21 protein-coding genes are annotated in these 24,318 nt (G+C 70.6%); 17 read left to right on the forward strand and 4 right to left on the reverse strand.

The window, feature by feature from the left end:
- The first annotated feature begins 3 nt into the window (after positions 1-3).
- The 10 genes from ABH920_RS42635 (at position 4) to ABH920_RS42680 (ending at position 9,930) form a co-directional block, all read left to right on the forward strand.
- Positions 4-1,017 carry an ABC transporter ATP-binding protein gene (locus tag ABH920_RS42635; RefSeq protein ID WP_370355022.1) on the forward strand — a complete coding sequence of 338 codons (1,014 nt, stop codon included), beginning with the start codon at positions 4-6 and terminating at the stop codon, positions 1,015-1,017.
- A 146-nt stretch (positions 1,018-1,163) separates the two neighbouring features.
- Positions 1,164-2,531, forward strand: coding sequence for an ATP-binding protein (locus tag ABH920_RS42640; protein WP_370355023.1), 1,368 nt, complete (start codon positions 1,164-1,166; stop codon positions 2,529-2,531).
- Positions 2,532-2,534: 3 nt separating this feature from the next.
- Entirely contained in the window at positions 2,535-2,945 is a 411-nt protein-coding gene (locus ABH920_RS42645) for a roadblock/LC7 domain-containing protein (protein ID WP_370355024.1), read from the forward strand.
- Complete coding sequence (locus ABH920_RS42650; RefSeq protein ID WP_370355025.1) at positions 2,942-3,289, forward strand: DUF742 domain-containing protein; 348 nt, start codon at positions 2,942-2,944, stop codon at positions 3,287-3,289. The genes ABH920_RS42645 and ABH920_RS42650 overlap by 4 nt, the downstream gene beginning before the upstream one ends.
- Complete coding sequence (locus ABH920_RS42655) at positions 3,267-3,881, forward strand: ATP/GTP-binding protein (protein WP_370355026.1); 615 nt, start codon at positions 3,267-3,269, stop codon at positions 3,879-3,881. The genes ABH920_RS42650 and ABH920_RS42655 overlap by 23 nt, the downstream gene beginning before the upstream one ends.
- Before the next feature lie 41 nt (positions 3,882-3,922).
- Positions 3,923-5,092, forward strand: a complete 1,170-nt coding sequence (locus ABH920_RS42660; RefSeq protein ID WP_370355062.1) for a cytochrome P450 — start codon at positions 3,923-3,925, stop codon at positions 5,090-5,092.
- A gap of 138 nt (positions 5,093-5,230) precedes the next feature.
- Positions 5,231-6,475, forward strand: a complete 1,245-nt coding sequence (locus tag ABH920_RS42665) for a cytochrome P450 (protein ID WP_370355027.1) — start codon at positions 5,231-5,233, stop codon at positions 6,473-6,475.
- Positions 6,476-6,537: 62 nt separating this feature from the next.
- Positions 6,538-7,242, forward strand: coding sequence for a response regulator (locus ABH920_RS42670; protein WP_370355028.1), 705 nt, complete (start codon positions 6,538-6,540; stop codon positions 7,240-7,242).
- Positions 7,242-9,071: a sensor histidine kinase gene (locus tag ABH920_RS42675; protein WP_370355029.1), complete on the forward strand. Its 1,830-nt coding sequence runs from the start codon at positions 7,242-7,244 to the stop codon at positions 9,069-9,071. The genes ABH920_RS42670 and ABH920_RS42675 overlap by 1 nt, the downstream gene beginning before the upstream one ends.
- Positions 9,072-9,123: 52 nt before the next feature.
- Positions 9,124-9,930, forward strand: a complete 807-nt coding sequence (locus tag ABH920_RS42680) for a L,D-transpeptidase family protein (protein WP_370355030.1) — start codon at positions 9,124-9,126, stop codon at positions 9,928-9,930.
- Position 9,931: 1 nt separating this feature from the next.
- Here ABH920_RS42680 and ABH920_RS42685 read toward each other — a convergent pair whose 3' ends face one another.
- Positions 9,932-10,519 (reverse strand): TetR/AcrR family transcriptional regulator, encoded by a 588-nt coding sequence (locus tag ABH920_RS42685; RefSeq protein WP_370355031.1) that lies wholly within the window; start codon positions 10,517-10,519, stop codon positions 9,932-9,934.
- Between the two features lie 70 nt (positions 10,520-10,589).
- Here ABH920_RS42685 and ABH920_RS42690 point away from each other — a divergent pair, with 70 nt between their 5' ends.
- The 3 genes from ABH920_RS42690 to ABH920_RS42700 all read left to right on the forward strand — a co-directional run bounded on the left by ABH920_RS42690 (position 10,590) and on the right by ABH920_RS42700 (position 13,934).
- Positions 10,590-11,483: an NADP-dependent oxidoreductase gene (locus ABH920_RS42690; RefSeq protein WP_370355032.1), complete on the forward strand. Its 894-nt coding sequence runs from the start codon at positions 10,590-10,592 to the stop codon at positions 11,481-11,483.
- Between the two features lie 106 nt (positions 11,484-11,589).
- Positions 11,590-11,919, forward strand: coding sequence for a plasmid stabilization protein (locus ABH920_RS42695; RefSeq protein ID WP_370355033.1), 330 nt, complete (start codon positions 11,590-11,592; stop codon positions 11,917-11,919).
- Between the two features lie 50 nt (positions 11,920-11,969).
- Complete coding sequence (locus tag ABH920_RS42700) at positions 11,970-13,934, forward strand: aconitate hydratase (RefSeq protein ID WP_370355034.1); 1,965 nt, start codon at positions 11,970-11,972, stop codon at positions 13,932-13,934.
- A 75-nt stretch (positions 13,935-14,009) separates the two neighbouring features.
- On the opposite strand, the gene ABH920_RS42705 is transcribed toward ABH920_RS42700, so the two are convergent.
- The gene (locus ABH920_RS42705) at positions 14,010-14,381 is read right to left on the reverse strand and encodes a hypothetical protein (RefSeq protein WP_370355035.1); all 372 of its coding nucleotides are present in this window, start codon (positions 14,379-14,381) and stop codon (positions 14,010-14,012) included.
- A gap of 290 nt (positions 14,382-14,671) precedes the next feature.
- On the reverse strand, positions 14,672-16,183 hold the full coding sequence (locus ABH920_RS42710; RefSeq protein ID WP_370355036.1) for an amino acid permease: 1,512 nt from the start codon (positions 16,181-16,183) through the stop codon (positions 14,672-14,674).
- A gap of 91 nt (positions 16,184-16,274) precedes the next feature.
- Here ABH920_RS42710 and ABH920_RS42715 point away from each other — a divergent pair, with 91 nt between their 5' ends.
- Both ABH920_RS42715 and ABH920_RS42720 read left to right on the forward strand, forming a co-directional pair.
- Positions 16,275-17,183 (forward strand): aminoglycoside phosphotransferase family protein, encoded by a 909-nt coding sequence (locus ABH920_RS42715; protein WP_370355037.1) that lies wholly within the window; start codon positions 16,275-16,277, stop codon positions 17,181-17,183.
- Positions 17,184-17,803: 620 nt separating this feature from the next.
- Entirely contained in the window at positions 17,804-19,204 is a 1,401-nt protein-coding gene (locus ABH920_RS42720; protein WP_370355038.1) for a serine hydrolase domain-containing protein, read from the forward strand.
- Between the two features lie 13 nt (positions 19,205-19,217).
- Here ABH920_RS42720 and ABH920_RS42725 read toward each other — a convergent pair whose 3' ends face one another.
- On the reverse strand, positions 19,218-21,002 hold the full coding sequence (locus ABH920_RS42725; RefSeq protein ID WP_370355039.1) for a cellulase family glycosylhydrolase: 1,785 nt from the start codon (positions 21,000-21,002) through the stop codon (positions 19,218-19,220).
- Between the two features lie 316 nt (positions 21,003-21,318).
- Between ABH920_RS42725 and ABH920_RS42730 the strand changes: the two genes are divergently transcribed.
- The gene (locus ABH920_RS42730; RefSeq protein ID WP_370355040.1) at positions 21,319-22,278 is read left to right on the forward strand and encodes a dihydrodipicolinate synthase family protein; all 960 of its coding nucleotides are present in this window, start codon (positions 21,319-21,321) and stop codon (positions 22,276-22,278) included.
- A 71-nt stretch (positions 22,279-22,349) separates the two neighbouring features.
- The gene (gene araD, locus ABH920_RS42735) at positions 22,350-24,071 is read left to right on the forward strand and encodes an L-arabinonate dehydratase (RefSeq protein WP_370355063.1); all 1,722 of its coding nucleotides are present in this window, start codon (positions 22,350-22,352) and stop codon (positions 24,069-24,071) included.
- Positions 24,072-24,318 lie beyond the last annotated feature (247 nt).

Raw genomic sequence — 24,318 nt, forward strand, 5'->3', positions numbered from 1 at the left:
GCGATGACCACCGTGACCACCCTGCCCGACCTCGAAGCCGACGCGACCCGGTCCCGGCCGCGCTTCGGCCACGACGCGCACATCGTCTGCGACAACCTGGTCCGCATCTACCAGACCGAGGGTGTCGAGGTGCAGGCGCTTCAGGGCCTTGACTTGCTCGTCGACCGGGGCGACCTGGTCGCGGTCGTCGGGGCCTCGGGCAGCGGCAAATCGACGTTGCTCAACATCCTGTCCGGGCTGGACACCCCGACCGCCGGCGGCGCGCGGGTCGCCGGCTGCGATCTGTTGACGATGAAGGCGAAAGACCGCCTGCGCTATCGTCGCGACGTCGTCGGCTTCATCTGGCAGCAGACCGGCCGCAACCTGTTCTCCCACCTGGACGCGCTCGACAACGTCATGCTCCCGATGAGCTACGCCGGGACGCGCGGCCCCAAGGCCGAACAACGGGCCGCCGACCTCCTGGAACTCCTCGGCATCGGCTACGCCCGCGATCGCCGCCCGCACCAGCTGTCCGGAGGCGAGCAGCAGCGCGTGGCGATCGCCGTCGCGCTGGCCAACGCCCCCGACGTGCTGTTCGCCGACGAGCCGACCGGCGAGCTCGACACCGCGACCGCGCACCAGGTGTTCGAGGCGCTGCGGACTGCGAACCGCGAACTCGGCGTGACCGTCGTCGTCGTGACCCACGACGCGAACGTCGCCGGTCAGGTGCGGCGCACCATCGCGATCCGTGACGGCCGCACCAGCTCCGAGACGGTCCGCGCGGTCGCAGTGGACGAAGACGGCGCCGAACGCCACGTCGCCGAGGAATACGTGATGCTCGACCGCGCCGGGCGGATGCAGCTGCCGCGCGAGTACGTCGAGCGCCTGGAGATGCGCGATCGGGTGCGGGTCGCGTTGGACGACGATCACGTCAGCGTGTGGCCGACCGCGACCGCGACCGTGGCCCCGAACCCGAACCCGACCAACGAACAACCCGCCTCCGCCGAGAAACCCAACCCAGGCAACGGAAACATATAGTCGAACCCGCATCCGCCTCCGATTCCCTCACCCACTGCGGTAGTGTCAGGCACCGTAGATGCTCCGTGTATCCTTCCGGCCACAGCCGGCTGAGTATCACGCCTGACATGGGCTCGTTCCCGGCGCAGACCTGATTGAGAAGACGGATGAATGCTGATATAGCCCTGTGGTGCACGGTCGGCGCGCTCGTCGTCGCGATAGCGTTGGCGGTGTACTGGGTCACCGCCGCCCGGCGCCTGCGGGCCCGCGTCGCAGGACTCGAACAGGCGTGTGCCGCCCGGGACGCCGCGATGGGCCAGCTCGTCGCGCTCGGCCTGCCGGCGGTGGCCGATGTGCTCAGCGACGCACCCGTGGCCCGGACCTCTCTCGCCCTCGCGCCGTCCCTCAACGGCACCGCCTTCGCCGGCAACGCCGGTGTGCTGGCGCAGCGCTACACCATCGGCCTTCGCGAGCTCCAGGGCAAGGTGGCCGGGGCCGTGCGGCAGCGCGTGGAAGAAGAGGCGCAGCAGACCACTGAGTCCGCGGTGCGCTCCTTCGCCGAGACGGTCGTCAGCCTCGGGGCCAGCCTGAGCAAGGTGGTCGCCGAGGCCATGCGGCAGCACCGTGGCGACGAGACGTTCGAGACCCTCACCCTGATCGACCACACCGTCCAGCAGATGATCCGGCAGGCACAGTCCTACGTCGTGGTCTGCGGCGGGCTCCCGGGGCGGCGCTGGCCGGCGCAGTCGATGACCGACGTGGTGCGCGGGGCGATGGGCCGCATCCAGGACTACCAGCGGATCCGGCCGCGGGAGCTGAGCCGGCAGGTGGTCGGGCAGGCCGTCGAGCCCGCCGTGCACGCCGTCGCCACCTTGCTGGACAACGCCGCGCGCTACTCGCCGCCCGGGTCGTTCGTCGACGTCACGTTCCAGGAAGGCCACCACGGCGTGACCGTCATCGTCGACGACGCCGGCGTGGGCATGAACAGCGAGCAGCTGGACTCCGCGCGGCGCATCCTGTCCGGGCAGGAACCCGTGGACCTGCACCGGTTCGGGCCGCATCCGAAGATCGGGTTCCCGACGGTCGCGGCGCTGAGCAAGCGCTACGGGTTCCAGGCGTCCATCGACGGATCGAGCAGTCCCTTCGGAGGTACGCGTGCCGCGCTGTTCATCCCCGAGGCGCTGCTGGCCGCCGACGCCCCGTCCACGGCTACGGGCACAGACGGCGTGACGCCCGAACCCGCGCAGGCGCAAGGGCAGGCGCAGGGACAGGGGCACGCGATCGCGCAGGCGTCCGCGGCGTCGGCATCCGGGACCGGGCCCGTGTCTGCGTCCGCCTCCGCCCCGCAGGTCGAGCTGACCGAGACCGGCCTGCCGCGCCGCAAGCGGCACAGCGCCACCACCGACACCCAGCCCCTCCCTCCGGTCCTGAGCACCACGCAGCCGCGGCCCAGCGTCGCCGCGGCCTGGCAGAGCGGTGCCCACGGTGCCGACCGCGCGGCCACGCCCTCCGACCCCGCAGAAGGGACTCGATAGCCCGTGAGCACCTCAGCCCCGCCGGCCGACGGGAACAACAAGCTCACCTGGATGCTCTCCAGCCTGGACATCGAAGGGGTGCGCTATTCCGTCCTGATCTCCGGGGACGGGCTGCGCATGGCGCATTCGGACTCGATCACCCGGGACGAGGCCGACGCGTTCGCCGCCGCCGTCAGCGGGGTCCAGTCCCTGGGCAAGGCGCTGGCCGCGATGTGCGGGGACGAGAACAACCGGCTGCGGCAGAACCTCATCGAGTACGACCAGGCGCTGGTCCTGGTCACCGCCGCCGGGCAGAACGCGATGCTCGGGGTGTGCGCGACGCCCACGGCCGATGCCGGGCTGATCGTGCACCGGATGAACGACCTGGCCTCGCGGCTGGGCAACGAGCTCACCAGCGAGACGCGCCGGCCATGAGCCGGCCGCGGCGCGACCCGGATCTGGTGCGCGCGTACGTCATGACCGGCGGGGCCGTGCGCCCCAGCCGGGAGATGGGGCTGGTGACCCTGCTGGTCGCGCAGGACGTCCCGGCCCAGGGCCTGGCTCCGGAGCAGCGCAGGGTGCTGGGGGTGTGCAGCCGGCACGGCGCGCTGTCGGTCGCCGAGATCGCCGCGCACCTGGACCTGCCGCCGTCGGTGGTGACGATCCTGGCCGCCGGGCTCATGGACTCCGGGCATCTGGCCGTCCCCACCCCCGCCGCTGACCTCCCCGACGTCGACGTGCTGAAAGAGGTGCTTCGTGGGCTCCGCCAACTTGTCTGAGGTCGCCTACCTGCCCGGCACCGTCACCCGGTCGGTGAAGCTCCTGGTCGCCGGGCCCTTCGGGGTCGGCAAGACCACGTTCGTCGGCAGCGTCTCGGAGATCAGGCCGCTGCGGACCGAGGAGATGATCACCGAGGCCAGCGTCGGGGTCGACGATCTGGCCGGGCTGCCGGCCAAGACCTCCACGACCGTGGCGATGGACTTCGGCCGCCGGACGTTCGGGGGAGTGGCGCTGTACCTGTTCGGCACGCCGGGCCAGCACCGGTTCCTGCCGATGTGGGACGAGCTGGCCCGGGGCGCGCTCGGCGCGCTGGTGCTCGTCGACACCCGGCGCCTGGACCACGCCGACGAGATCCTGAGCGCCGTGGAGAAGCGGGACATCCCCTACACGGTGGCCGTGAACCAGTTCGACGGTGCCCGCCGTTACCCCGACGAGGAGATCCGCGAGGCGCTGGATCTGGCCCCGGGCACGCCCCTGACGTCCTGCGACGCCCGCGACCAGGCCTCCTCGGCCAGGGCGTTGATCGTGCTCGTCGAACACCTCACCAGCAGCCGAACCAGCCGACCCAGCCGACCGGAGATGTTTGCGTGACCACCCAGACCGCGGCGGACGCCACCACGGCGCGCGTCCCGATGTACACGCCGGAATTCGCCGCCGATCCGCACGGCGCCTACGCCGAGATGCGCCGGCTGCACGGCTCGCTGGTGCCGGTGCTGCTGCACCCGGACGTGCCGGCCACGCTGGTGATCGGCTACCACGCCGCTCTGAAGATCCTGCACGACCAGGACCGCTTCCCCGCCGACCCGCGCCAGTGGGAGGAGGGGATCGACAACGCCTGCCCGGTCAAGCCGATGATGGAGTGGCGGCCCAACGCGCTGCGCAGCTCGGGCATCGAGCACGCCAGGTACCGCAGCGCGAACGTCCACAGCCTCAGCGGCGTGGACCTGCACGGCCTGCGCAAGGTCGTGCAGGACGTGGCGATCGGCTTGATCAACGACATGTGCCAGGCCGGCGAGGCGGACCTGATCACCCAGTTCGCCTTCCCGCTGGCCTTCCAGGTTCTCAACACCCTGCTGGGCTGCCCGCCGGAGATCGGGCAGCGGGTCGCCACCGGGATGGCGCAGATCTTCGAGGGCAACGACGCCGAGGCCGGCAACGCGATGCTGGCCGGGGCGCTGGCCGAGCTGGTCGTGATGAAGAAGGAGCACCCGGCCAACGACGTGACCACCCGGCTTCTGCAGCACGGGTCGGCGCTGGACATCCCGGAGATGGTGCATCAGCTCGCCACGCTCTACGGCGCGGGGATCGAGCCGCAGCAGAACCTGATCGCCAACGCCCTGCTGCTGATCCTCACCGACGACCGCTTCTCCGGCGACGTCCTGGACGGCAACCTGACGGTGCGCGACGCGCTGGACGAGGTGCTGTATCAGGACCCTCCGATGGCCAACTACGCCATCTCCTATCCGCCTTATCCGGTGCAGATCGACGGCGTCTGGCTGCCGGCGCACCAGCCGGTGCTGATCAGCATGTCGGCGTGCAACAACGATCCCGCGATCGCCTCCGACCAGCGGGCCGGGAACCGTGCGCACCTCGCGTGGAGCGTCGGCCCGCACGCGTGCCCGGCGCAGTCCGCCGCGTACCTGATCGCGCAGGCGGCGATCGACCAGATCCTCGACGCGCTGCCGGAGATGGAACTGGCGGTCCCGGTGGAGGAGCTGGTCTGGCGGCCCGGACCGTTCGCCCGGGCGCTGGCGGCGCTGCCGGTCACGATCCCCGGCTCGCCGCCGATTCCGCTGCGCTGAACCGACCGCCCACTGAAGCGTCGATCCCGTCGCGCTGACTCAACCGCCGACCCCCCGCGCTGACCCGAACCCCACCCCCATCCCGTCGCGCCGACCGAACAGCCCTCGTTCGTCCCCGTCCGCCATGGAGGCCCCAGCATGGACCAGCCAGTGCTCACACTCGACCCGACCGGCGCGAACCGCCACACCGAGGACGCCTATCTGCGCGACCACGGTCCGGCCACGCGCGTGGACCTGCTGGGCCAGGAGGTGTGGGCGGTCGCCGATCCGGCGGTGCTCAAGGCGCTCCTGATCGACCCGCGGGTGTCCAAGGACGCCGCTCAGCACTGGCCGAAGTTCCCCGACGAGATCATCGGGAAGTGGCCACTGGCGCTGTGGGTCGGGGTGAGCAACATGTTCACCGCCTACGGCGCCGACCACCGCAGGCTGCGCCGCCTGGTCAGCCCGGCCTTCGCCGGCCGCCGGGTGGCCGCGCTGGCCCCGCGCATCGAGGAGATGACCGACGCGCTGCTCGACGCGCTGGCCGAAGTCCCGGCCGGGCAGAGCGTGGACCTGCGCGAGAACCTGGCCGTGCCGCTGCCGATCCAGGTCATCAGCTCCCTGATGGGGCTGCCGCCGACCGCGCAGCAGGCGTTCCGCGGCCTGGTGGACGCCGTGTTCGACACCACGCTGTCGCCGGAGGAGGCCCAGGACAACGCGGTGAAGCTCTACGGCGTCCTGGCCGGCCTGGTCGCCGAGAAGCGTGAGAACCCCGGCGACGACATGACCTCGGTGCTCATCGCCACCCGCGACGACCAGGACGAGGAAGGCGACGGCTCGGCGCTGACCGAGCAGGAGCTGCTCGACACGCTGCTGCTGGTGGTCTCGGCCGGTTATGAGACCACGGTCAACCTGATCGACCAGGCCATCACCCTGCTGCTGACGCACCCCGAGGAGCGCGCGAAGGTCGACGAGGGCAAGGCCCCGTGGCGCGACGTCGTGGAGGAGACGCTGCGGTTCGAGGCGCCGGTGGCGCACCTGCCGCTGCGGTACGCGGTGGAGGACATCGAGCTGGCCGGCGGGCTGGTGATCCGGCAGGGTGAGGCGATCCTGGCCTCCTACGCCGCGATCGGCCGCCACCCGGACCTGCACGGCGAGACCGCGGGCGCGTTCGACGTCACGCGTGCGGGGCAGGACCACTTCGCGTTCGGTCACGGCGTGCACTTCTGCCTCGGCGCGCCGCTGGCGCGGATGGAGGCGGAGACAGTGCTGGACAAGCTGTTCGCGCGGTTCCCGGACATCGCTTTCGCGCCGGGGGCGGAGCTCGCGCCGCTGGGGTCGCTGATCTCGAACGGGCATCAGGCGCTGCCGGTGGTGCTTCAGCCGGCGGCAGCGAATCTTTAGGAACCTGTCAGGAACGTCGATCTTTGCTGCTTCCGGCCGCTGACATCTCTACAGTCGGTCGGATGAGCGGCACCATCTTGATCGTCGAGGACGACCCCAAGCAGGCGGAGCTCATCCGCGTGTCGCTGGTGAGCGAGGGGTATCGCGCGACGGTCGTGCACGACGCGCCGGCTGCCTTCCGCAGCCTTGAGGATCGGCCCCCGGACCTGGTGGTCCTGGACCTGATGTTGCCGGGGGCCGACGGGCTGAGCATCTGCCGCTGGTTGCGGGGACGCGGGGACACGCCGGTGCTGATGCTGACCGCGCGCTCGACGGAAGCCGACGTGTTGGCCGGGCTCGACGTCGGGGCCGACGACTACATGACCAAGCCGTACAGCCCTCGGGAGCTGGTGGCACGGATACGGACGGTCCTGCGCCGGGCTCGCGGGAGTGTCGGCGCAGAAGCTCCCGCCCCGAACTCGACCGCTCTCCACGTCGGCGCCCTCGTCGTCGACCCGGTTCACCACACGGTCCTCTGCGACGGCCACCCCGTCGCCTGCACCCCCGACGAGTTCGCCGTCCTGGCCGCGATGGCCGCAGCCCCCGGCCGCGTCTTCACCCGGGCCCAACTCCTGCGCCACACCCGCGGCTTCAACCGCGCTTCCACCGAGCGCGCCGTGGACGTCCACGTCATGAACCTGCGCCGCAAGATCGAGCCGGACCCGGCCAAGCCGACCCGCCTGCTCACCGTCTACGGCGTCGGCTACAAACTGGTCGGAGCCCCCTGATGCCGCGGCCGGTTCCGCTCTACCGCAGCCTGCTCGTCCGGCTGCTGGCCGCCTCCTGCCTGATCGCCGGCAGTGCCATCGCGGCCACCGCGTGGCTGGCCGCCTCCACCGTGACCTCGGCCCTGGCCCGTCAGCAGGGGCAGACGCTGCAGGCCGACAGCGACATCGTCTCTCAGCTCAGCACCTACGCCGTCGGGCACACCGACTGGACCGGCGTCGCGCCGTTCCTGCGTCAGCTGTCCGCGCAGTACCAACTGCGGGTCGCGCTGGTCGGCACCGACGGCAAGGTGATCAGCGACTCCGCGGCGCCCCAACCGGCGCCGTTGCCGCCGTCCGCCACCGCCACGGTCGACCCCCTGAGCTTCGACACCTCCACCAACCCGGGGGCGCAGCACCCCGGCATCGACCCGCGCGTGGTCGGCCCGTACCGGCTCACCTCGGCGGAATCCACCGGGCTCAAGCTGATCGCCGACAAAGAGGTCTTCTGCCTGGTGAAGGACGGCACCCAAGCTCAGACGGTCGAGTCGCCTTCCGGCCGATACACGGTCCAGGACGTCTCCGCGATGACCAAGGACGCGGAGACCTGCGCTCCCGATTACGACGAGTACGTCGCCGAGCCCCAGCCGACCGAGTCCAAACCCTTGGCGGCTCTGGCGTCGGCCACCGCGGCGTGCGTGGCACGCGAAGGGCTCGTCGTCCCGTACGAAATGGCCGTCACCCCGACCTTCCAGCTTCGGGAACTCCTGCCGCGCGGCGAGACGGCCGCCCCGAGCGAACAGTGCCTGCACACCGCACGGCTCGACCAACTCCGCCCCTACGTGGCCGCCCCGGCCCAGCTCTACCTCGGCATCGGCACCAGCGCGCGCGGGCGCTTCGACCTGTCCGGACAGAACCGCAGCAAGATCATCTGGACGGCGGCGAGCGTCCTGGCGCTCACCCTGGCCGTGACCGCGCTCGTCGGGCTGCGCCTGGTCAGGCCCCTGCGAGCGCTGATCCACACGGCGCGGCGCGATCCGGGCGAGTTCGCGCGGGCGCCGGTCACCACCCGCGACGAGACCGGGTACCTGGCCATGGCGTTCAACCAGCAGACCGAGCGCCGCCAGCAGATGGATTCCCAGCGCAAGGCGATGGTCGCCGACATCGCGCACGAACTGCGCTCGCCGCTGACCAACATCCGCGGCTGGCTGGAGATCACGCGCGACGGCGTGGTCGAGGCGACGCCGGAGCTGATCACGTCGCTGCACGACGAGGCCGTACTGCTGCAGCGGATCATCGACGATCTCCAGGACCTGGCCAGCGCGGACGCCGGGACGCTGCGGGTGCATCCGCAGCCGATCCCGGCGGTCGAGCTGCTGCAGCAGATCGCCGTCGCGCACCGGGCCCAGGCCGCGGATCTCGGGATCACGGTGACGGTCGAGGCGGCGCCGGGGTTGGAGGTGTACGCCGATCCGGAGCGGATCCGGCAGGTGTTGGGGAATCTGGTGTCCAACGCGGTGCGGCACACGTCGCGCGATGGCCGGATCACGCTGACCGCGGCCGCGACCGCGACTGGCGCCGGCGCCGATGCCGACGCCGATGGCGACGCTGTCGATGCCGTCGAGCTGCGGGTGCAGGACACCGGGACGGGGATCGCGGCCGCCGATTTGCCGTACATCTTCGACCGCTTCTGGCGCTCGGAGAAGTCCCGGAACCGCAGTACCGGAGGCAGCGGACTCGGCCTGGCCATCGCGCGGCATCTGGTGCAGGCGCACGGTGGCAGTATTCGGGCTGACAGCGAGGTCGGCGTCGGGACGACGATGACAGTGCGGCTGCCGGCGCGACAAGAATAGTTGTGCCGACGATCCTGACGAGTTCCGAACAAGTGCTCGTCAGGCTTGGAACATGTCTCGCAGAAGTCTCATACAGTCGGTATGGATAGCGGTTCCTTTCGCGGCGGTCAGCGTATTGCCTACGGCGTGTTCCTCAGCGCATTCGTCGAGCATCGCGGATGCTCAGAGCGACCCCATAGCGGCCACCTCGACACAGGCTGCCGTCCCGGCCGTCTCCTCGGTGCCGCGGGCGAATCCCGATGTCGTGCAGCCGGCGGCGGTGACCGTCCTGACCAGCCTGCCCGGCCTCGGCCCGAGGACGTCGGCCGCGATCCCGGCCTCGGCGGGTCAGGTGGTGCTCGCTACCGGAGCGGGCTCGACATCATCGGACACGACAGTGCAGCTGTTCACCAGGGTTCCCGGCGGATGGCAGCCCGCCGCCCCGGCGTGGCAGGGCCACAACGCGGTCGACGGCTGGACCGCCGAGCACCACGCCGGCGATTCGAGGTCTCCGGTCGGGGTGTTCGGCCTCACCGACGCCGGCGGCCTTCTGCCCGATCCTGGAACAAAGCTGCGCTATACGCAGTCTTCGGGATTCACCATCAACGGGACCGGATTTCGGCACGAGCCATTGGCGGGGTCGTTCGACTATGTCATCGCCATCAATTACAACCGCACTCCGGGCACATCTCCGATGGACCCGACGATGCCGATGGGCGCTTCGCGCGGTGGCGGCATCTGGCTGCATGTCGACCACGGCGGACCGACGCACGCGTGCGTGAGCGTGCCGCGCGACGACATGAGGCAGCTGCTGCTGACGCTGGATCCGGCGCTGAAGCCGGTCATCGTGATGGGGGACCGGGGGTCGCTGGCGCGCTGAATCAGGGTGCTGTCGGCGCGTCCCAAGCCGCCTGGATCATGCCGAAGAGCTCGTCCACGGTGGCTTCCGGATCGTCCGATTCGCGGGCTACGGAGAACGCGTCGACGGCGAACCGGGCGATCGCTTGGCAGGCCGTCGCGGTGTGGTATGTGGAGGTATCGGCGGTGATGGCCGTGGCCAAGGCCTGCGCATGCCGCAGCCGCATCGCCGCCTCGTACTGCCGCAGCGCCGGCGTCTCGTCGATCATGCGCCACATCGGGGCGGCGTCGTCCGTGGTGCAGTGCCGGATCAGGGCCTGGACCTGGTCGCGCAGCGCGGGGATCAGCGGGTCGTCGGGCTTGCGGTCGGTGACCGCCCGCACCAGGCCGCGCTCGAAGTCCTCGTCCTGGTCGAAGACCAGCGCCTCCTTCGCGGCGAAGTGCGAGAACAGCGTGGTCACGGCCACGTCGGCCTCGGCGGCCACCTCCCGGATGCCCACCGCGTCGTAGCCGCGCTCCAGGAACAACTGGAGGGCGGTGTCGGCGATCTTCTGCCGGGTCGCGGCCTTCTTGCGCTCGCGGCGCCCCTGCTGCTCAGGCGGCTCGGTCATGGCTGAACACTAGCAGGTGCAAAACAGTAGCTGTTTCAAAACACTAACCGTTAGTGCTACGGTCTGCGGCATGAAGAAAGTGAGCTTCGCCGAGTTCGGCGGTCCCGAAGTCCTGCACCTCATCGACGCCGAAGAACCCCACGCCGGCCCAGGTCAGGTGCGCATCGCGGTGCGCGCGGCAGGCGTGAACCCCGTCGACTGGCGGGTCCGGGAGGGCCAGAAGCTGTCGGCCCATCCGCTGAAGCTGCCCTCCGGCGTCGGGCTGGACGCCGCCGGGATCGTGGACGAGATCGGGGAGGGCGTCGACGGCGTGCAGGTCGGAGACCCGGTGTTCGGCGAAGGTTCGGAGACCTACGCCGAGTTCGCGGTGCTCGGTGCGTGGGCCCGCATACCCGAGGGGCTGTCGTTCGAGGAGGCGGCCGGGTACCCGTCGGTGGTCGAGACGGCGCTGCGCATCATCGGCCAGGTCGGCGTGCGGCCCGGGGAGACGCTGCTGGTCAGCGGCGCGGCCGGGGGCGTCGGGTCGGCGGTGCTGCAAGTCGCCCGCGATCGCGGCATCGCGGTGATCGGCACGGCGGGGGAAGGGAACCAGGACTACCTGCGCAGCCTCGGCGCCGTCGCCACGACCTACGGCCCCGGCTGGGTCGAGCGCGTGCGCGGGCTCGGGCACGTCGACGCGGCCCTGGACCTGGCCGGCTCCGGCGTCATCGGCGAACTCGTCGAGCTGACCGGCGATCCGCAGAAGGTCGTCTCGATCGCTGACCTCGACGCGCCACAGTTCGGCGTGCGCTTCTCCGGCACGGCCGGCAGCGTGCCGGACGCGCTGGTCGAGGCCGTCGCGATGATCGAGCGCGGGACGCTGCACATCCCGGTCGAGAGGTCGTACACCCTGGCCGACGCCGCGCAGGCGCACATCGACAGCCAGGCCGGCCACACGCGTGGCCGACGGGTGATCGTCGTCTGAGCGGTGACCGCCGCCGGGCCGGAGCGTGTTTGATCCACTGACCTCCGGGCACACGCAGCCAGATGTCCTGCCGCAGGACATCGGTCTCGTACCAAGGGAGGCGAACATGCCCCGCGGACAGTGGAGCGCAAAGCGCGAACGCCAATACGAGCACATCAAGAAGAGCGCCGAGGAACGCGGCGAATCCGAGTCGCGGTCCGAGGAGATCGCCGCCCGGACCGTGAACAAGGAACGAGCGCGCCAGGGCGAGTCCAAGACCGCCAGCCCGCTGTCCAAGCAGGACATCTCCTCCGGACGGCGCGGCGGGCTGCGGTCGCACCAGGGCTCCGGCGGCCGGACCTACGACCAGCTGTATCAGGAGGCCCGGCACCGCGGGATCAAGGGCCGCTCCAGGATGACCAAGGCCCAGTTGCTGAAGGCGCTCGGCGATCGCTGACGGTTCCTTCGAATGCGTTTAGTTCTGTACTTACCGGGCAATCGTCGGCAATGGCCGGAATGAACCTTGCGCGCAAGCTCATCGGAGCTCATCTGGTCGACGGCGAGATGTCGCCCGGCTCCGAGATCGCGGTGCGCGTGGACCAGACGCTGACGCAGGACGCCACCGGGACCCTGGTGATGCTGGAGCTGGAGGCGCTGGGGCTGAAACGGGTCCGGACCGAGGTCTCGGTGCAGTACGTCGACCACAACCTGCTTCAGGCCGACGAGCGGAACATGGCCGACCACCTGTTCCTGCGCTCGGCCGCGCAGCGCTTCGGGCTGTGGTTCTCCCCGCCCGGCGGCGGGGTGTCGCATCCGGTGCACATGCAGCGCTTCGGGATCCCGGGCAAGTCGCTGATCGGCTCGGACTCCCACACCTGCGCCGCCGGCTCGCTGGGCATGCTGGCGATCGGTGTCGGCGGGCTGGAGGTCGCGCTGGCGATGGCGGGGGAGCCGTTGTATCTGACGATGCCGCGGGTGTGGGGTGTGCGGCTGACCGGCGCGCTGCCGGACTGGGTCAGCGCCAAGGACGTGGTGCTGGAGATGCTGCGGCGCCACGGCGTCAAGGGCGGCGTGCACCGGATCATCGAGTACCACGGGCCCGGCGTGGCGACGCTGTCGGCGATGGACCGGCACGTCATCGCCAACATGGGCGCCGAGCTCGGGGCGACCGCGACCGTCTTCCCCTCCGACGAGCGGGTCCGGGAGTTCCTGCGCGCCGAGGGGCGCGAGGACGACTTCGTCGAGCTCGCCGCCGACCCCGACGCCGAGTACGACCTCGCCGACGAGATCGACCTGGCCGCGCTGGAGCCGCTGATCGCCAAGCCGAGTTCGCCCGGCTCCGTGGTGCCGGTGCGCGAGGTCGCCGGCACCCCGGTGCACCAGGTGGTCGTCGGCTCCTCGGCCAACCCCGGGCTGCGGGACTTCGCCGTCGTCGCCGCGATCCTGCGCGACCGCCGTGCGCATCCGCAGGTCTCGCTCGACGTCAACCCGACCTCGCGCGAGATCCTCGCCGACCTGACCAGGACCGGCGCCACCTTGAACCTGATCCGCTCCGGCGCGCGCCTGCACCAGACCGGCTGCCTGGGCTGCATCGGCATGGGTCAGGCCCCTGCGAAGGGCCGCAACAGCCTGCGGACCTTCCCGCGCAACTTCCCCGGCCGCTCCGGGACGCCGGAGGACCAGGTGTGGCTGTGCTCGCCGGAGACGGCCGCGGCGGCGGCGCTGACCGGCAGCATCACCGATCCCCGGGACCTCGGGTTCGACTACCCGGCCGTGGAGCTGCCGGAGACCGCGTCGGTGGACGTCGTCGTGCTGGAGCATCCGTTGCCGCCGGGGCTGGCGCAGGACGTCGAGCTGGTCAAGGCCGAGAGCATCGGCAGCCTGCCCGAGCTCGATCCGCTGCCGGACCGGCTGCGCGTCCCGGTGGTGCTGAAGGCCGGGGACGACGTGTCGACCGACGAGATCCTGCCGGCCGGCGCCAAGGCCCTGCCGTACCGCAGCGACATCGCCAAGCTCGCCGACTTCTCCTTCACGCGGCTGGACGAGAGCTACCCGCGGCGCGCCCGCGAAGCCGGCGACCACGCGGTGATCGGCGGCGAGAACTACGGCCAGGGCTCCTCGCGCGAGCACGCCGCGCTGGCCCCGCGCTCGCTGGGACTGCGTGTGGTGATCGCCAAGTCCTTCGCCCGGATCCACGCCTCGAACCTGGTGAACTTCGGGGTGCTGCCGCTGGAGTTCACCGACCCGGCTGACTACGACGCCGTGCAGCCCGGCGACGAGCTCGAGCTCGACGGGCTGACCCGGAGCCTGGCCGCGGCCGACGGGGATACCGACGGGGAAACCGACGGCGAGCTGGCGATCACGAACGTTTCGCAGAACACGACGTTCCGGGTCCGGCACCATCTCTCGCCGCGGCAGATCGCGACGATCCTGGCCGGCGGGCGGATCGCCGAGCACCTGCGCGATCGGTGATCACCGGAATCGGTCACCGATCGCCGAACACCGTAAGTCGAACGTCGTATATCGATCGCCGACGTGCCCGCCGGTCTACCAGCCGACGACGCGCCGGTCGTCCTCGGCTTCCCGGAACCGGATCCGGGTGTTGAGGACCCACTCCTCCAATTGAGCTTCGAGCAGTTGCCGCGTCTCGGCATAGGAGTCCAGAGCCGCCGCGCACGCCCGGTTCGCATTCTCAAGTCTGCGCCGCGTCTCCACCACCGCCTGCTGGTCCCCGACGAGCTGCACGACGGTCAGCCGCTCGACGAGCCGCTCACGCACGTGCGTGCAGAGGCTCACCGTCGACTGCGCCTCGTACTCGGCCAGCAGCAACTGCCCTATCCAGGCGTCGCTCACCGCCTGCTCGGCGCTCCGCACGACCGCGCGCTGATCGAGGCCGCGGTCGTCCCGGTTGATGTCCATGTACTGTCACCTCCCTGTGGCATCTTCGAGCACTGACGGTAAGTGTGCACCGCCGTGAAGACGCCAAGACTTCCGACTTGACCGTTCTGCTGAGATCGAAACGGGGGCAGTTGAGGTTTTTCGATGGTGTGGCTGCGAAGGGTTGGGATCCGACCTTACGACCATGGCGCCACCCTCCGCACCTTGATCGGGTTTGTCGTGGGATTGTCGGTCGGCGCCGAGGTCCACGCCGGGGGACGGACTTCGGGCGGGCCGCGTTCGGCGGCCCGCCCGGATCTCCGTGCTCTGAGTTACTCGGCTGGTTCCGTGCTGCTTTGTTCCAGGGCGCGAGTCACGTGCCGTCGGCTGTAGCCGAAGTAGACGACCAGCCCGACCAGCATCCACAGCCCGAACCGGATCCAGGTCTCGACCGGCAGGTTGAGCATGAGCCACAGGCAGGACAGGATCGCCGCGATCGGCACGTACGGCACGCCCGGCGTGCGGAAGGCGCGCGGCAGGTCCGGGCGGGTGCGGCGCAGGATGATGACACCGAGCGAGACCAGGATGAAGGCCGCCAGCGTGCCGATGTTCACCAGCTCGGCCAGCGCCTTGAGCGGGATGACGGCGGCGAAGCAGGCCACGACCAGGCCCAGCAGGATCGTGGAGCGGTAGGGCGTCTTGAACCTGGGGTGCACGCGGGAGAAGGAGCGCGGCAACAGGCCGTCGCGGCTCATCGCGAAGAACACCCGGGACTGGCCCATGAGCAGCAGCAGCGTGACCGAGGTGAGCCCGGCGACCGCGCCGGCGCTGATGAACCCGCTGAGCCAGTGCGCGCCGGTGGCGTTGAAGGCGTCGGCCAGCGGGGCCTTCTCCGACAGCAGGGTGTACTTCTGCATGCCGGTGACGACCAGCGTCACGGCCACGTACAGCACCGTGCACACCGCCAGCGAGGCCAGGATGCCGCGCGGCAGGTCGCGCTGCGGCTTCTTCACCTCCTCGGCGGCGGTGGCCACGACGTCGAAGCCGATGAACGCGAAGAACACGACCGCGGCCGCGGTGAAGATCCCCATCACGCCGTAGGCGCCGGGCGCGAAACCCAGATGCTGGATCAGGGGCTGCGCCGCCCCGGTGGCGGCGTTCGCGGACTTGTTCGACGTCGGCGGGATGAAGGGGTGGTAGTTCGAGCCCTTGACGAAGAACAGGCCGGCGACGATGACCAGTAGCACGACGGCCACCTTCACCGCCACGATGGCGGTGGTGAACCGAGCCGACTGCTTGACCCCGATGACCAGCAGCGCGGTCATCGCCAGCACCAGCGCCGCGGCCGGCAGGTTGAGCCCCCAGTGGCTGTCGGTCCCGCCGCCGATCGAGGTCGGCACATGTATGCCGATGTCGGCGAGCAGCGTCTGGATGTACCCGGACCAGCCGACCGCGACCACCGCCGCACCGAGCGCCAGCTCCAGGATCAGGTCCCAGCCGATGAGCCACGCCGGGAACTCCCCGAGCGCGGCGTAGGAGAACGTGTAGGCCGACCCCGCGACCGGCACCGTCGAGGCGAACTCGGCGTAACACAGGGCGGCCAGCGCGCAGACCACCCCGGCCGCGACGAAGGACAACGCGACCGCCGGACCGGCGTACTGCTTGGCGGCCGTCCCGGTCAGGACGAAGATCCCGGTGCCGATGATGACGCCGATGCCGTAGACGGTCAGGTCCAGGGCGGACAACTCACGTTTCAGGCTGTGCTCGGAGTCGGCCGCGTCTCTGATGGTGTTCTCGATGTTTTTAGTACGGAACAGACCTTTCGTCACGTTCTGAGTGCTCATTGGACCCGGCTACCCCGAAATCGCGGCGGCTATCAGCGCACCGTCCCGAAATCCCGTTGCGGTGATCCGTTCCGCCGGTCAGGATCGCGCCATGACGACCTCTGCCCCGGACGGCCGCGCCGGCATCGACGCAGCCCTGGTCAAGCGCCTGATCGCGGCGCAGTTCCGGCAGTGGGCCGGGTTGCCGGTGACGCCGGTCGAGCTCGACGGCTGGGACAACCGCACCTACCGCCTCGGCGAGGACATGACCGTGCGGCTGCCGACCGCGGCCGGGTACGTCGCCGGGATCGCGAAGGAGAACGAGTGGCTGCCGCGGCTCGCCCCGCAGCTGCCGCTGCCGATCCCGCAGGTGCTGGCCACGGGGGAGCCGGGGGAGGGGTATCCGCACCCTTGGTCGGTGCGCGGCTGGCTGCCGGGCAGCACCCTGCGCATGCCGGAGGTCGCCGATCCGGTCCGGTTCGCCACCGACCTGGCCGGGTTCCTGCACGCGCTCCAGTCCTGCGACACCACCGACGGCCCGACGGCCGGCGAGCACAGCTTCTACCGCGGCACCCCTCCGTCCTTCTACGACGCCGAAACCCGCGCCTGCCTCGAAGACCTCGACGGACGCATCGACACCCACCGCGCCGCCGACGTCTGGGACGCCGCACTGAAGGCCGAATGGAACGGCGAACCGGTCTGGTTCCACGGCGACATCGCCACCGGCAACCTGCTCACGGAAGACGGCCGCCTCAGCGCCGTGATCGACTTCGGAACCAGCGGCATCGGCGACCCGGCCTGCGACCTGGTCATCACCTGGGTGACCCTGACCGGCGAAGCACGCGAGGCCTTCCGCACCGCGATGGCGCAGGACGCTGGCATGTGGGCCCGGGCGCGTGGCTGGGCACTGTGGAAGGCACTGCTTCAAGTCAGCGGAAGGGCGCAGCTCGACGCCGCGATGGTTCCGGTGACCGAGAGGGTGATCGCGGACATCCTCGACGATCACGATCGGCACGCTTAGTGCGACCGGTTGGGCACGACCAGGAGGAGCGGCAAGGCGCGGCCTGCGTGGCGAGCGCGACCCGCATGGCGCGCGGCCTGTGCGGCCGGCACGATCGGTGCGGCGCGGCTGGCAGGACCCGGCACGGTGCGCGGTCTACGCGGTCGGCACGATCGGTGCGGCTCGGCTGGCGCTACCGGTACGGCTGGCGGGTTTGGCTCGGCGCGGCCGGCAGGAACGGCACGGTGCGCGGCCTGTGCGGTCGGCACGATCGGGTCGGCGCGGCTGGCGGGTCTGGCTCGGCGCGGCCAGCACGATCGGCGCGCCACGGCTGGTGCCACTGGCGCGGCTGGCGGATTTGGCTCGGCACGGCCGGCAGGATCCGGCACGGTGCGCAGTCTGCGCGGTCGGCACGTTCGGTGCGGTGCGGTTGGCGCTACCGGTACGGCTGGCGGGTTTGGCTCGGCGCGGCCGGCAGGACCGGCATGGCGCGCGGTCTGCGCGGCCAGCATGATCGGCGTGGCGTGGCGTGGCGCGGCGCGGCCGGCTCGGTGCGGCGATCGCGCCGAGCGCCACCTGAAGCGCTTCAGCGAAATCCGGTAGCCTCAAAGCCTCACAGCAACCGCACGCCGGAGGCCCGCATGACCGCCCTGCCCCGCTCGGCCCCCTCCGCGCAGGCCACCGATGCCGGCGGCGTCGTCGCCTTCCTCGACGCTGTCGAGGGCGTCTCCGGCATCGAGCCGCACAGCATCATGCTGCTGCGCCGCGGCCGCGTCATCGCAGAGGGCTGGTGGTCGCCGTACCACCCGGGCGGGGTTCAGCAGATCTACTCGCTGAGCAAGAGCTTTACCGCCACCGCCGCCGGATTCGCTTGGGCAGAAGGGCTTTTGGACCTCGATGCCCCGGTAGTCTCCTATTTCCCGGAGCTCGACGCTGACATCACCGACCCTCGCAGCCGGTCGATCCTGGTCCGCCATGTCGCCTCCATGTCCGCCGGCCACACCTCCGAGCAGTGGGATCGGGCTTTGGCCGCGGATCGGGAGGAGCCGGTGCGCGGGTTCCTGCTCGAACCGCCGGACGGCACCCCCGGCGTCACCTTCGCCTACAGCCAGTCCACCACCTACGCTCTCGGCGCGATCATCCAGCGCCAGTCCGGGCAGTCGCTCATCGAATACCTGCGGCCCCGGCTGTTCGAGCCGCTGGGTATCGGCGAGGCGTTCTGGTTCCGGCACCCCGCGGCAGGACGCGACCTCGGCTTCGCCGGCCTGCACGTCACCACCGACGCCATCGCGCGCCTCGGCCAGCTCTACCTCCAGAACGGCGTCTGGGAGGGACAGCGGCTCCTGGCGCCGGAGTGGGTGGCCGAGGCCACGCGCGCGCAGGTGGACAACAGCAACGGCAGCGGTTCGGACGCCGACTCGGACTGGGCCCAGGGCTACGGCTTCCAGTTCTGGATGTCCCGGCACGGCTACCGCGGCGACGGCGCGTTCGGCCAGCTGTGCGTCGTCCTCCCCGAGCAGGACGTCGTCCTGGCGATGACCACCGAGGCCGTCGCCATGCACCTCATCCTCGAAGCGGCCTGGACCCACCTGCTGCCCGCCTTCGACCGCGCGGGCTCGGCGGAGGCCGACGCGGCGCTGAAGCAGCGCCTGACCGGCCTCCAGCTCCCGTTCCCCGACGGGGAAGAGGTCCCGGACAGCGAGTTCACCGTGGCCCGTACAGCTGTCGAGCGGCTGCGGCGGGTCAGCCTCACGGCGCAGAAGCTGACCCTTCAGGAGGACGACGGCACGGTCACGACGCTGCCGCTGCTCACCGGCGCCTGGCCGCCGCCGACCGGACATCTGTCGGCGCGCGCCGCGCGGACCGACCCGGACACCGTGCGCGTCGACGTGCAGTTCGTCCAGTCGCCGCACAAGCTCGTCATCACCGGCGATCTGCGCAGCGGCACGTTCGACGCGGCCTGGCGGGCGGCCCCCCTCGGGCACGTGTCGAAGTTCTCGTTGTTCGACCTCGCCAACCCCGAACCGCGCAAGGCGCCGTGACCATAGCCGTCGCTCAGCTCGCGGTGCAGATCGGAGTGGGAGCAGGGTTGGTCCCGCTGTAGCTCGCCTGGAACCCGAACGACGTGGTGGCTCCGGGCGCGACGACCGCGTCCGAGCTCACCGCGGTGAACGTCTCGTTCTGCCCGCTGTGCGACTCGGTCGCGTTCCAGGCGTTGCTGACCTGCTGGCTGCTCGGCCACGTCCAGCCGACCTGCCAGCTGTGAGTCGCCGCGGTCCCGGTGTTGGTGATGGTGACGGTCGCGGTGAAGCCGTTGTTCCACTGGTTCGACACCGCGTAGGCGGCGGTGCAGCCGGAGTTGGAGCCGGTGCCCTGAGTCGTCGCCGTCACCGGATTCGAGGCCTGCGACACGTTCCCGGCCGCGTCGAACGCCTTGACGCTGTACGTGTAGGCGGTCGAGGGGCTCAGGCCGGTGTCGGTGTACGTCGTCCCGGTCGCCGTGCCGGCGAGCGTGCCGCCGCGGTAGACGTCGTACCCGGTGACGCCGACGTTGTCGGTGGACGCCGTCCAGGACAGCGTCGCCGAGGTGGACGTGGTCACGGTCGCCGCCAGGTTGGTCGGGGCCGTCGGCGGCGTGGTGTCGCCGCCGCCTCCGCCCCCGCCGGAGAACCCGGGTGCCTTGATCGTGGCCAGGTAGGCGTCCTTGGCCGTGTTCACCGTGGTCCAGTCGTCGTTCAGGATGCCGCCGGTGTCGCCGGAGTCGGGGTTCCAGGACCAGAACGTCCACTGGTAGGCGTCGGCGCCGTAGGCGGCGGTCGGACGCAGGTAGGTGACCAGGGCCTTGAGCCACGTCTGGTCGGTGGTCGAGGCCAGCGTGGTGCCGAACTCGCCGACCCACACCGGCGCGGTGTTCGACTCGAACAGGTAGCCCCAGTTCTTGTCCCAGATGCCCGGCATGTTGGACGGGAACGACGGGTCGGTGAACCACGGCTGGCTGGCGACGCTGGTCGCGTAGTCGTGCGCCGAGTACACGAGCTGGTTCGCGACGTTCAGCCGCACCGGATACGCCCCGGCGCCCTGCAGGTTGCCGCCCCACCAGTAGGAGCTGCCGTTGTAGGTCTGCACGCCCTCGACGAAGATCAGCAGGTGCGGGTTCACGGCCAGCACCGCGTTCCCGGCGCGCTCGGCGGCCAGGCGCCAGTCGATGGTGACGTCGCCGCAGCCCCAGCACGCGGGGTCGTGCGGCTCGTTGTGCAGGTCGATGCCGACCACCGTCGGGTTGCCCTGGTAGCGGGTGGCGATCGCTGTCAGGTCACTGATCCACGTCGACTCCGGGACCGAGGCGGTGTACCAGAGTGCCGACTGCCCGCTGGCGTCCGGCCGGTGCCGGTCCAGGATCACCTTCAGGCCGATGTTGCCCGCGTAGGCCACGATCTTGTCCATCACCTGGAGCGAGGTCAGGCCCTGCAGGTCGGTGTTCATCTGGTAGAAGTTGATGCTGTTCGGCATGGTGCCGGGCTTGAAGATGTCGTCGCTGTACGGCAGCCGGATCGTGTTGTAGCCCAACGACTTCATCTGGTCCATCATCGACTTGTAGTCGCGGGACCAGAGGCCGTGGACGACGTCGTTGCTGGTCTCGAAGCCGAACCAGTTGACGCCGGCGATGCGGACGGGCTGGTTGGCGGAGTCCAGGATGTCGCGGCCGCTGGTGTGCCAGTAGCCGGTGCCGGCTGCCGGGGTCGCTGTCGCCGGTGCAGCCGGTGCCGCCGGCTTGGTATCGGCCGCGGTCGCCGGCTGCGCGACCGCCCCGGCGAGGACCAAGACCAAGGCCGCGGCCATGTGCCGTATCGACAATCTTCGAAGTCTGATCGGCCGCATGGCGACTCCTGTCTGCGTGGTCCGTGGCCTGTGGAGTTCACTACAGGGCACGTATATCGGCGCGGCAACCGAGGCCTGCGACACCGGCTGCGGCGCAGGGACGAATCCCCTTGTCATGGCGATGGTTCCCGAGCAGTGCGCGGGCTTCGGCATCTGGAAGTTTCACCGCCGACGAGTGTTGACGCGCCCGGCCGCCCGCCCTAAGCTCCCCAAGCATCTCATATATGAGATCTGACGGAGCCCTTCGGGGGAGCGCACGAAACGGAGTCGACCACCTATGACCGCCGCACCGGACCACGCGCTACCGGACCACGCGACACCGCGGCCCCTGGCCCAGCTGCGGGACCGCCTGGCCACGGTGGTGGCGATCCCGGCCACCCCCTTCACCCCCGCCGGCGACGTCGACTGGGACGGCCACGCCGCGCTGCTCCGCCGCCTGGTCGAGCACGGCGTGCAGGCCGTGACGCCCAACGGCAACACCGGCGAGTTCTACACGCTCAGCGATTCCGAGAAGAAACAGGCCGTGGAGTCCACGGTCCGGGCCGTGGAAGGCCGTGCCGAGGTCGTCGCGGGGGTCGGCCTCGACATCGCCTGCGCGGTGAACGCCGCCGAGCACGCGGCGCGCGCCGGTGCCAGTGCCCTGATGATCCACCAGCCGGTGCATCCCTACCGCTCGGCCGAGGGCTGGATCGAGTACCACCGCGTCATCGCCGACACCGTGCCCGACCTGGGCGTCATCCTCTACATCCGCGACGAGCGCGTGGCCGGGGAGCACATCGCCACGCTGGCCGAGCACAGCCCGAACGTGATCGCCGTGAAGTACGCGGTCCCCGATCCGGTCCGCTTCGCCTCCGTGGCGCGCGACGCCGGGCTCGAAACCTTCGCCTGGATCGCCGGCCTGGCCGAACTGTCCGCTCCCGGCTACTGGGCCGTCGGCGCGACCGGCTTCACCTCGGGCCTGGTGAACGTCGCGCCCCGGCTGTCGGCGGCGATGCTGGACGCGCTGCGCGGCGGCGACTTCGCCAAGTCGATGCTGTTGTGGGAGACGGTCCGCGAGTTCGAGGAGCTGCGCGCGGCCGACGCCAGCGCCGACAATGTCAGCGTGGTGAAGGAGGCGTTGGCGCAGCTCGGGTTCGTCGGCCGTGACGTGCGCCCGCCGTCCCGGGTGCTGCCGCAGCCGCTCCGGGACCGGATCGCCGCGGTTCTGGAGCAGTGGCGGAGCGGGGGTTGGCTGTGACCGATGACGCGGAGAGTCAGGACACGTCGACGCATCAGGACGCATCGGCCAATCCGGGTACGTCGACCACGCTGCGCAGCGCGGCCTGGTTCGGCGCGGGCGCGACCGGCGGCCATCTGCGCGCCTTCAGTCATCGCTCGCGGATGCGTCAGCTCGGTTACCTGCCCGAGGAACACCTCGGCAAGCCGGTCATCGCGATCCTGAATACGTGGTCTGACATCAACCCCTGCCACATGCACCTGCGCGAGCGCGCCGAACAGGTCAAGCGCGGAGTGTGGCAGGCCGGCGGATTCCCTTTGGAGTTCCCGGTTTCCACGCTCTCCGAGACGTTCCAGAAGCCCACGCCGATGCTCTACCGCAACCTGCTGGCGATGGAGACCGAGGAGCTGCTGCGCTCCTACCCGGTCGACGGCGCGGTGCTGATGGGGGGCTGCGACAAGACCACGCCGGCGCTGCTCATGGGTGCCGCCAGCGCCGGGCTTCCGGCGCTGTTCGTGCCGGCCGGGCCGATGCTGCGCGGCCACCACCGGGGCAAGACGCTCGGCAGCGGCACGGACTTGTTCGCCTACTTCGACGAATACCGCGCCGGACGCGTCGGGGAGTGCGAGATGGCCGAGGTCGAGTGCGGTCTGGCCCGCTCGCCGGGGCACTGCATGACGATGGGGACGGCCTCGACGATGACCGCGTGCGCCGAAGCCCTCGGCATGACGCTGCCCGGGGCGTCGTCGATCCCCGCCGTCGACTCCGCGCACCATCGGATGGCCGCGGCTTCCGGGATGCGTGCGGTCGCGATCGCGCTGGCGGGTCTGACTCCGCAGCAGGTGATGACGCGCGAGGCGTTCGAGGACGCGGCGGCCACGGTGCTCACGCTCAGCGGCTCGACCAATGCCCTGATTCACCTGATCGCGATGGCCGGACGGGTCGGGGTCAAGCTGCGTCTGGAGGATTTCGACACGATCGGGGAACGCGTCCCGGTTCTGGCCGACATCCGGCCGGTGGGCAGGTTCCTGATGGAGGACTTCTACTACGCCGGCGGTCTCAGGGCCCTGTTGCACCAGCTCGCCGAGGTCCCCGGAGCGCTGCATCCGGACCGGCCGACGGTCGCCGGCGTGCCCTTCGGTCAGTACTACGCAGACAGTCAGATCTACGACCCGGAGGTGATCCGCACGCCGGCGAACCCGGTGGCCGAGCACGGCGGGGTCGCGGTCCTGCACGGCAATCTGGCCCCGGACGGCGCGGTGATCAAGCACCTGGCCGCCGAGCCGCGGCTGCTCACGCACAGCGGGCCGGCGGTCGTCTTCGACTCCTATGCCGACTTGCAGGCTCGCATCGACGATCCGGCGTTGGGGGTCACCGAGGACACCGTCCTCGTGCTGCGCGGCGCCGGGCCGCTCGGCGGGCCCGGGATGCCGGAGTACGGGATGCTTCCCATCCCCGCGTACCTGCTCAAGCAGGGGGTCACGGACATGGTCCGGATCTCCGACGCCCGGATGAGCGGCACCAGCTACGGCACGTGCGTGCTGCACATCGCGCCGGAGTCCCATGCCGGCGGGCCGTTGGCGCTGGTGCGGACCGGGGACACGATCACGCTGGACGTTCCGGGGCGCACGCTGCGGCTGGAGGTCGACGACGCCGAGCTGGCGCGGCGGCGCGAGGCGTGGCGGCCGCCGGCGCCGCGGTTCGAGCGTGGTTACGGCGCGCTGTACGCGGAGCACATCACGCAGGCCGATCAGGGCTGCGACTTCGACTTCCTCGCCCGGCCCGGGGCGAATCCGGCGCCGGATCCGCACTGAGTACGTCCGCACAGCACCTGCACTGAGTAGTTCTGTACCGCACCTGTACTGAGCACACCGCACCTGCACTGCCGCACCACCTGTACTGCCGCACCACCTGTACTGCTGCACCACCCGCACAGCGCACCCGCAAGACGCATGCCGGTTCACGGCCGCCGCCGGGCCGAATCCGCCCGCCGGTCCCGCATCATCAGGCCCCTGCCGCACCACTGCGGCGTCGGCTTCTCACACCCACTCAGCGAAGGAC

It is taken from the genome of Catenulispora sp. EB89, assembly GCF_041261445.1.
In the GTDB taxonomy this organism is placed as follows: domain Bacteria; phylum Actinomycetota; class Actinomycetes; order Streptomycetales; family Catenulisporaceae; genus Catenulispora.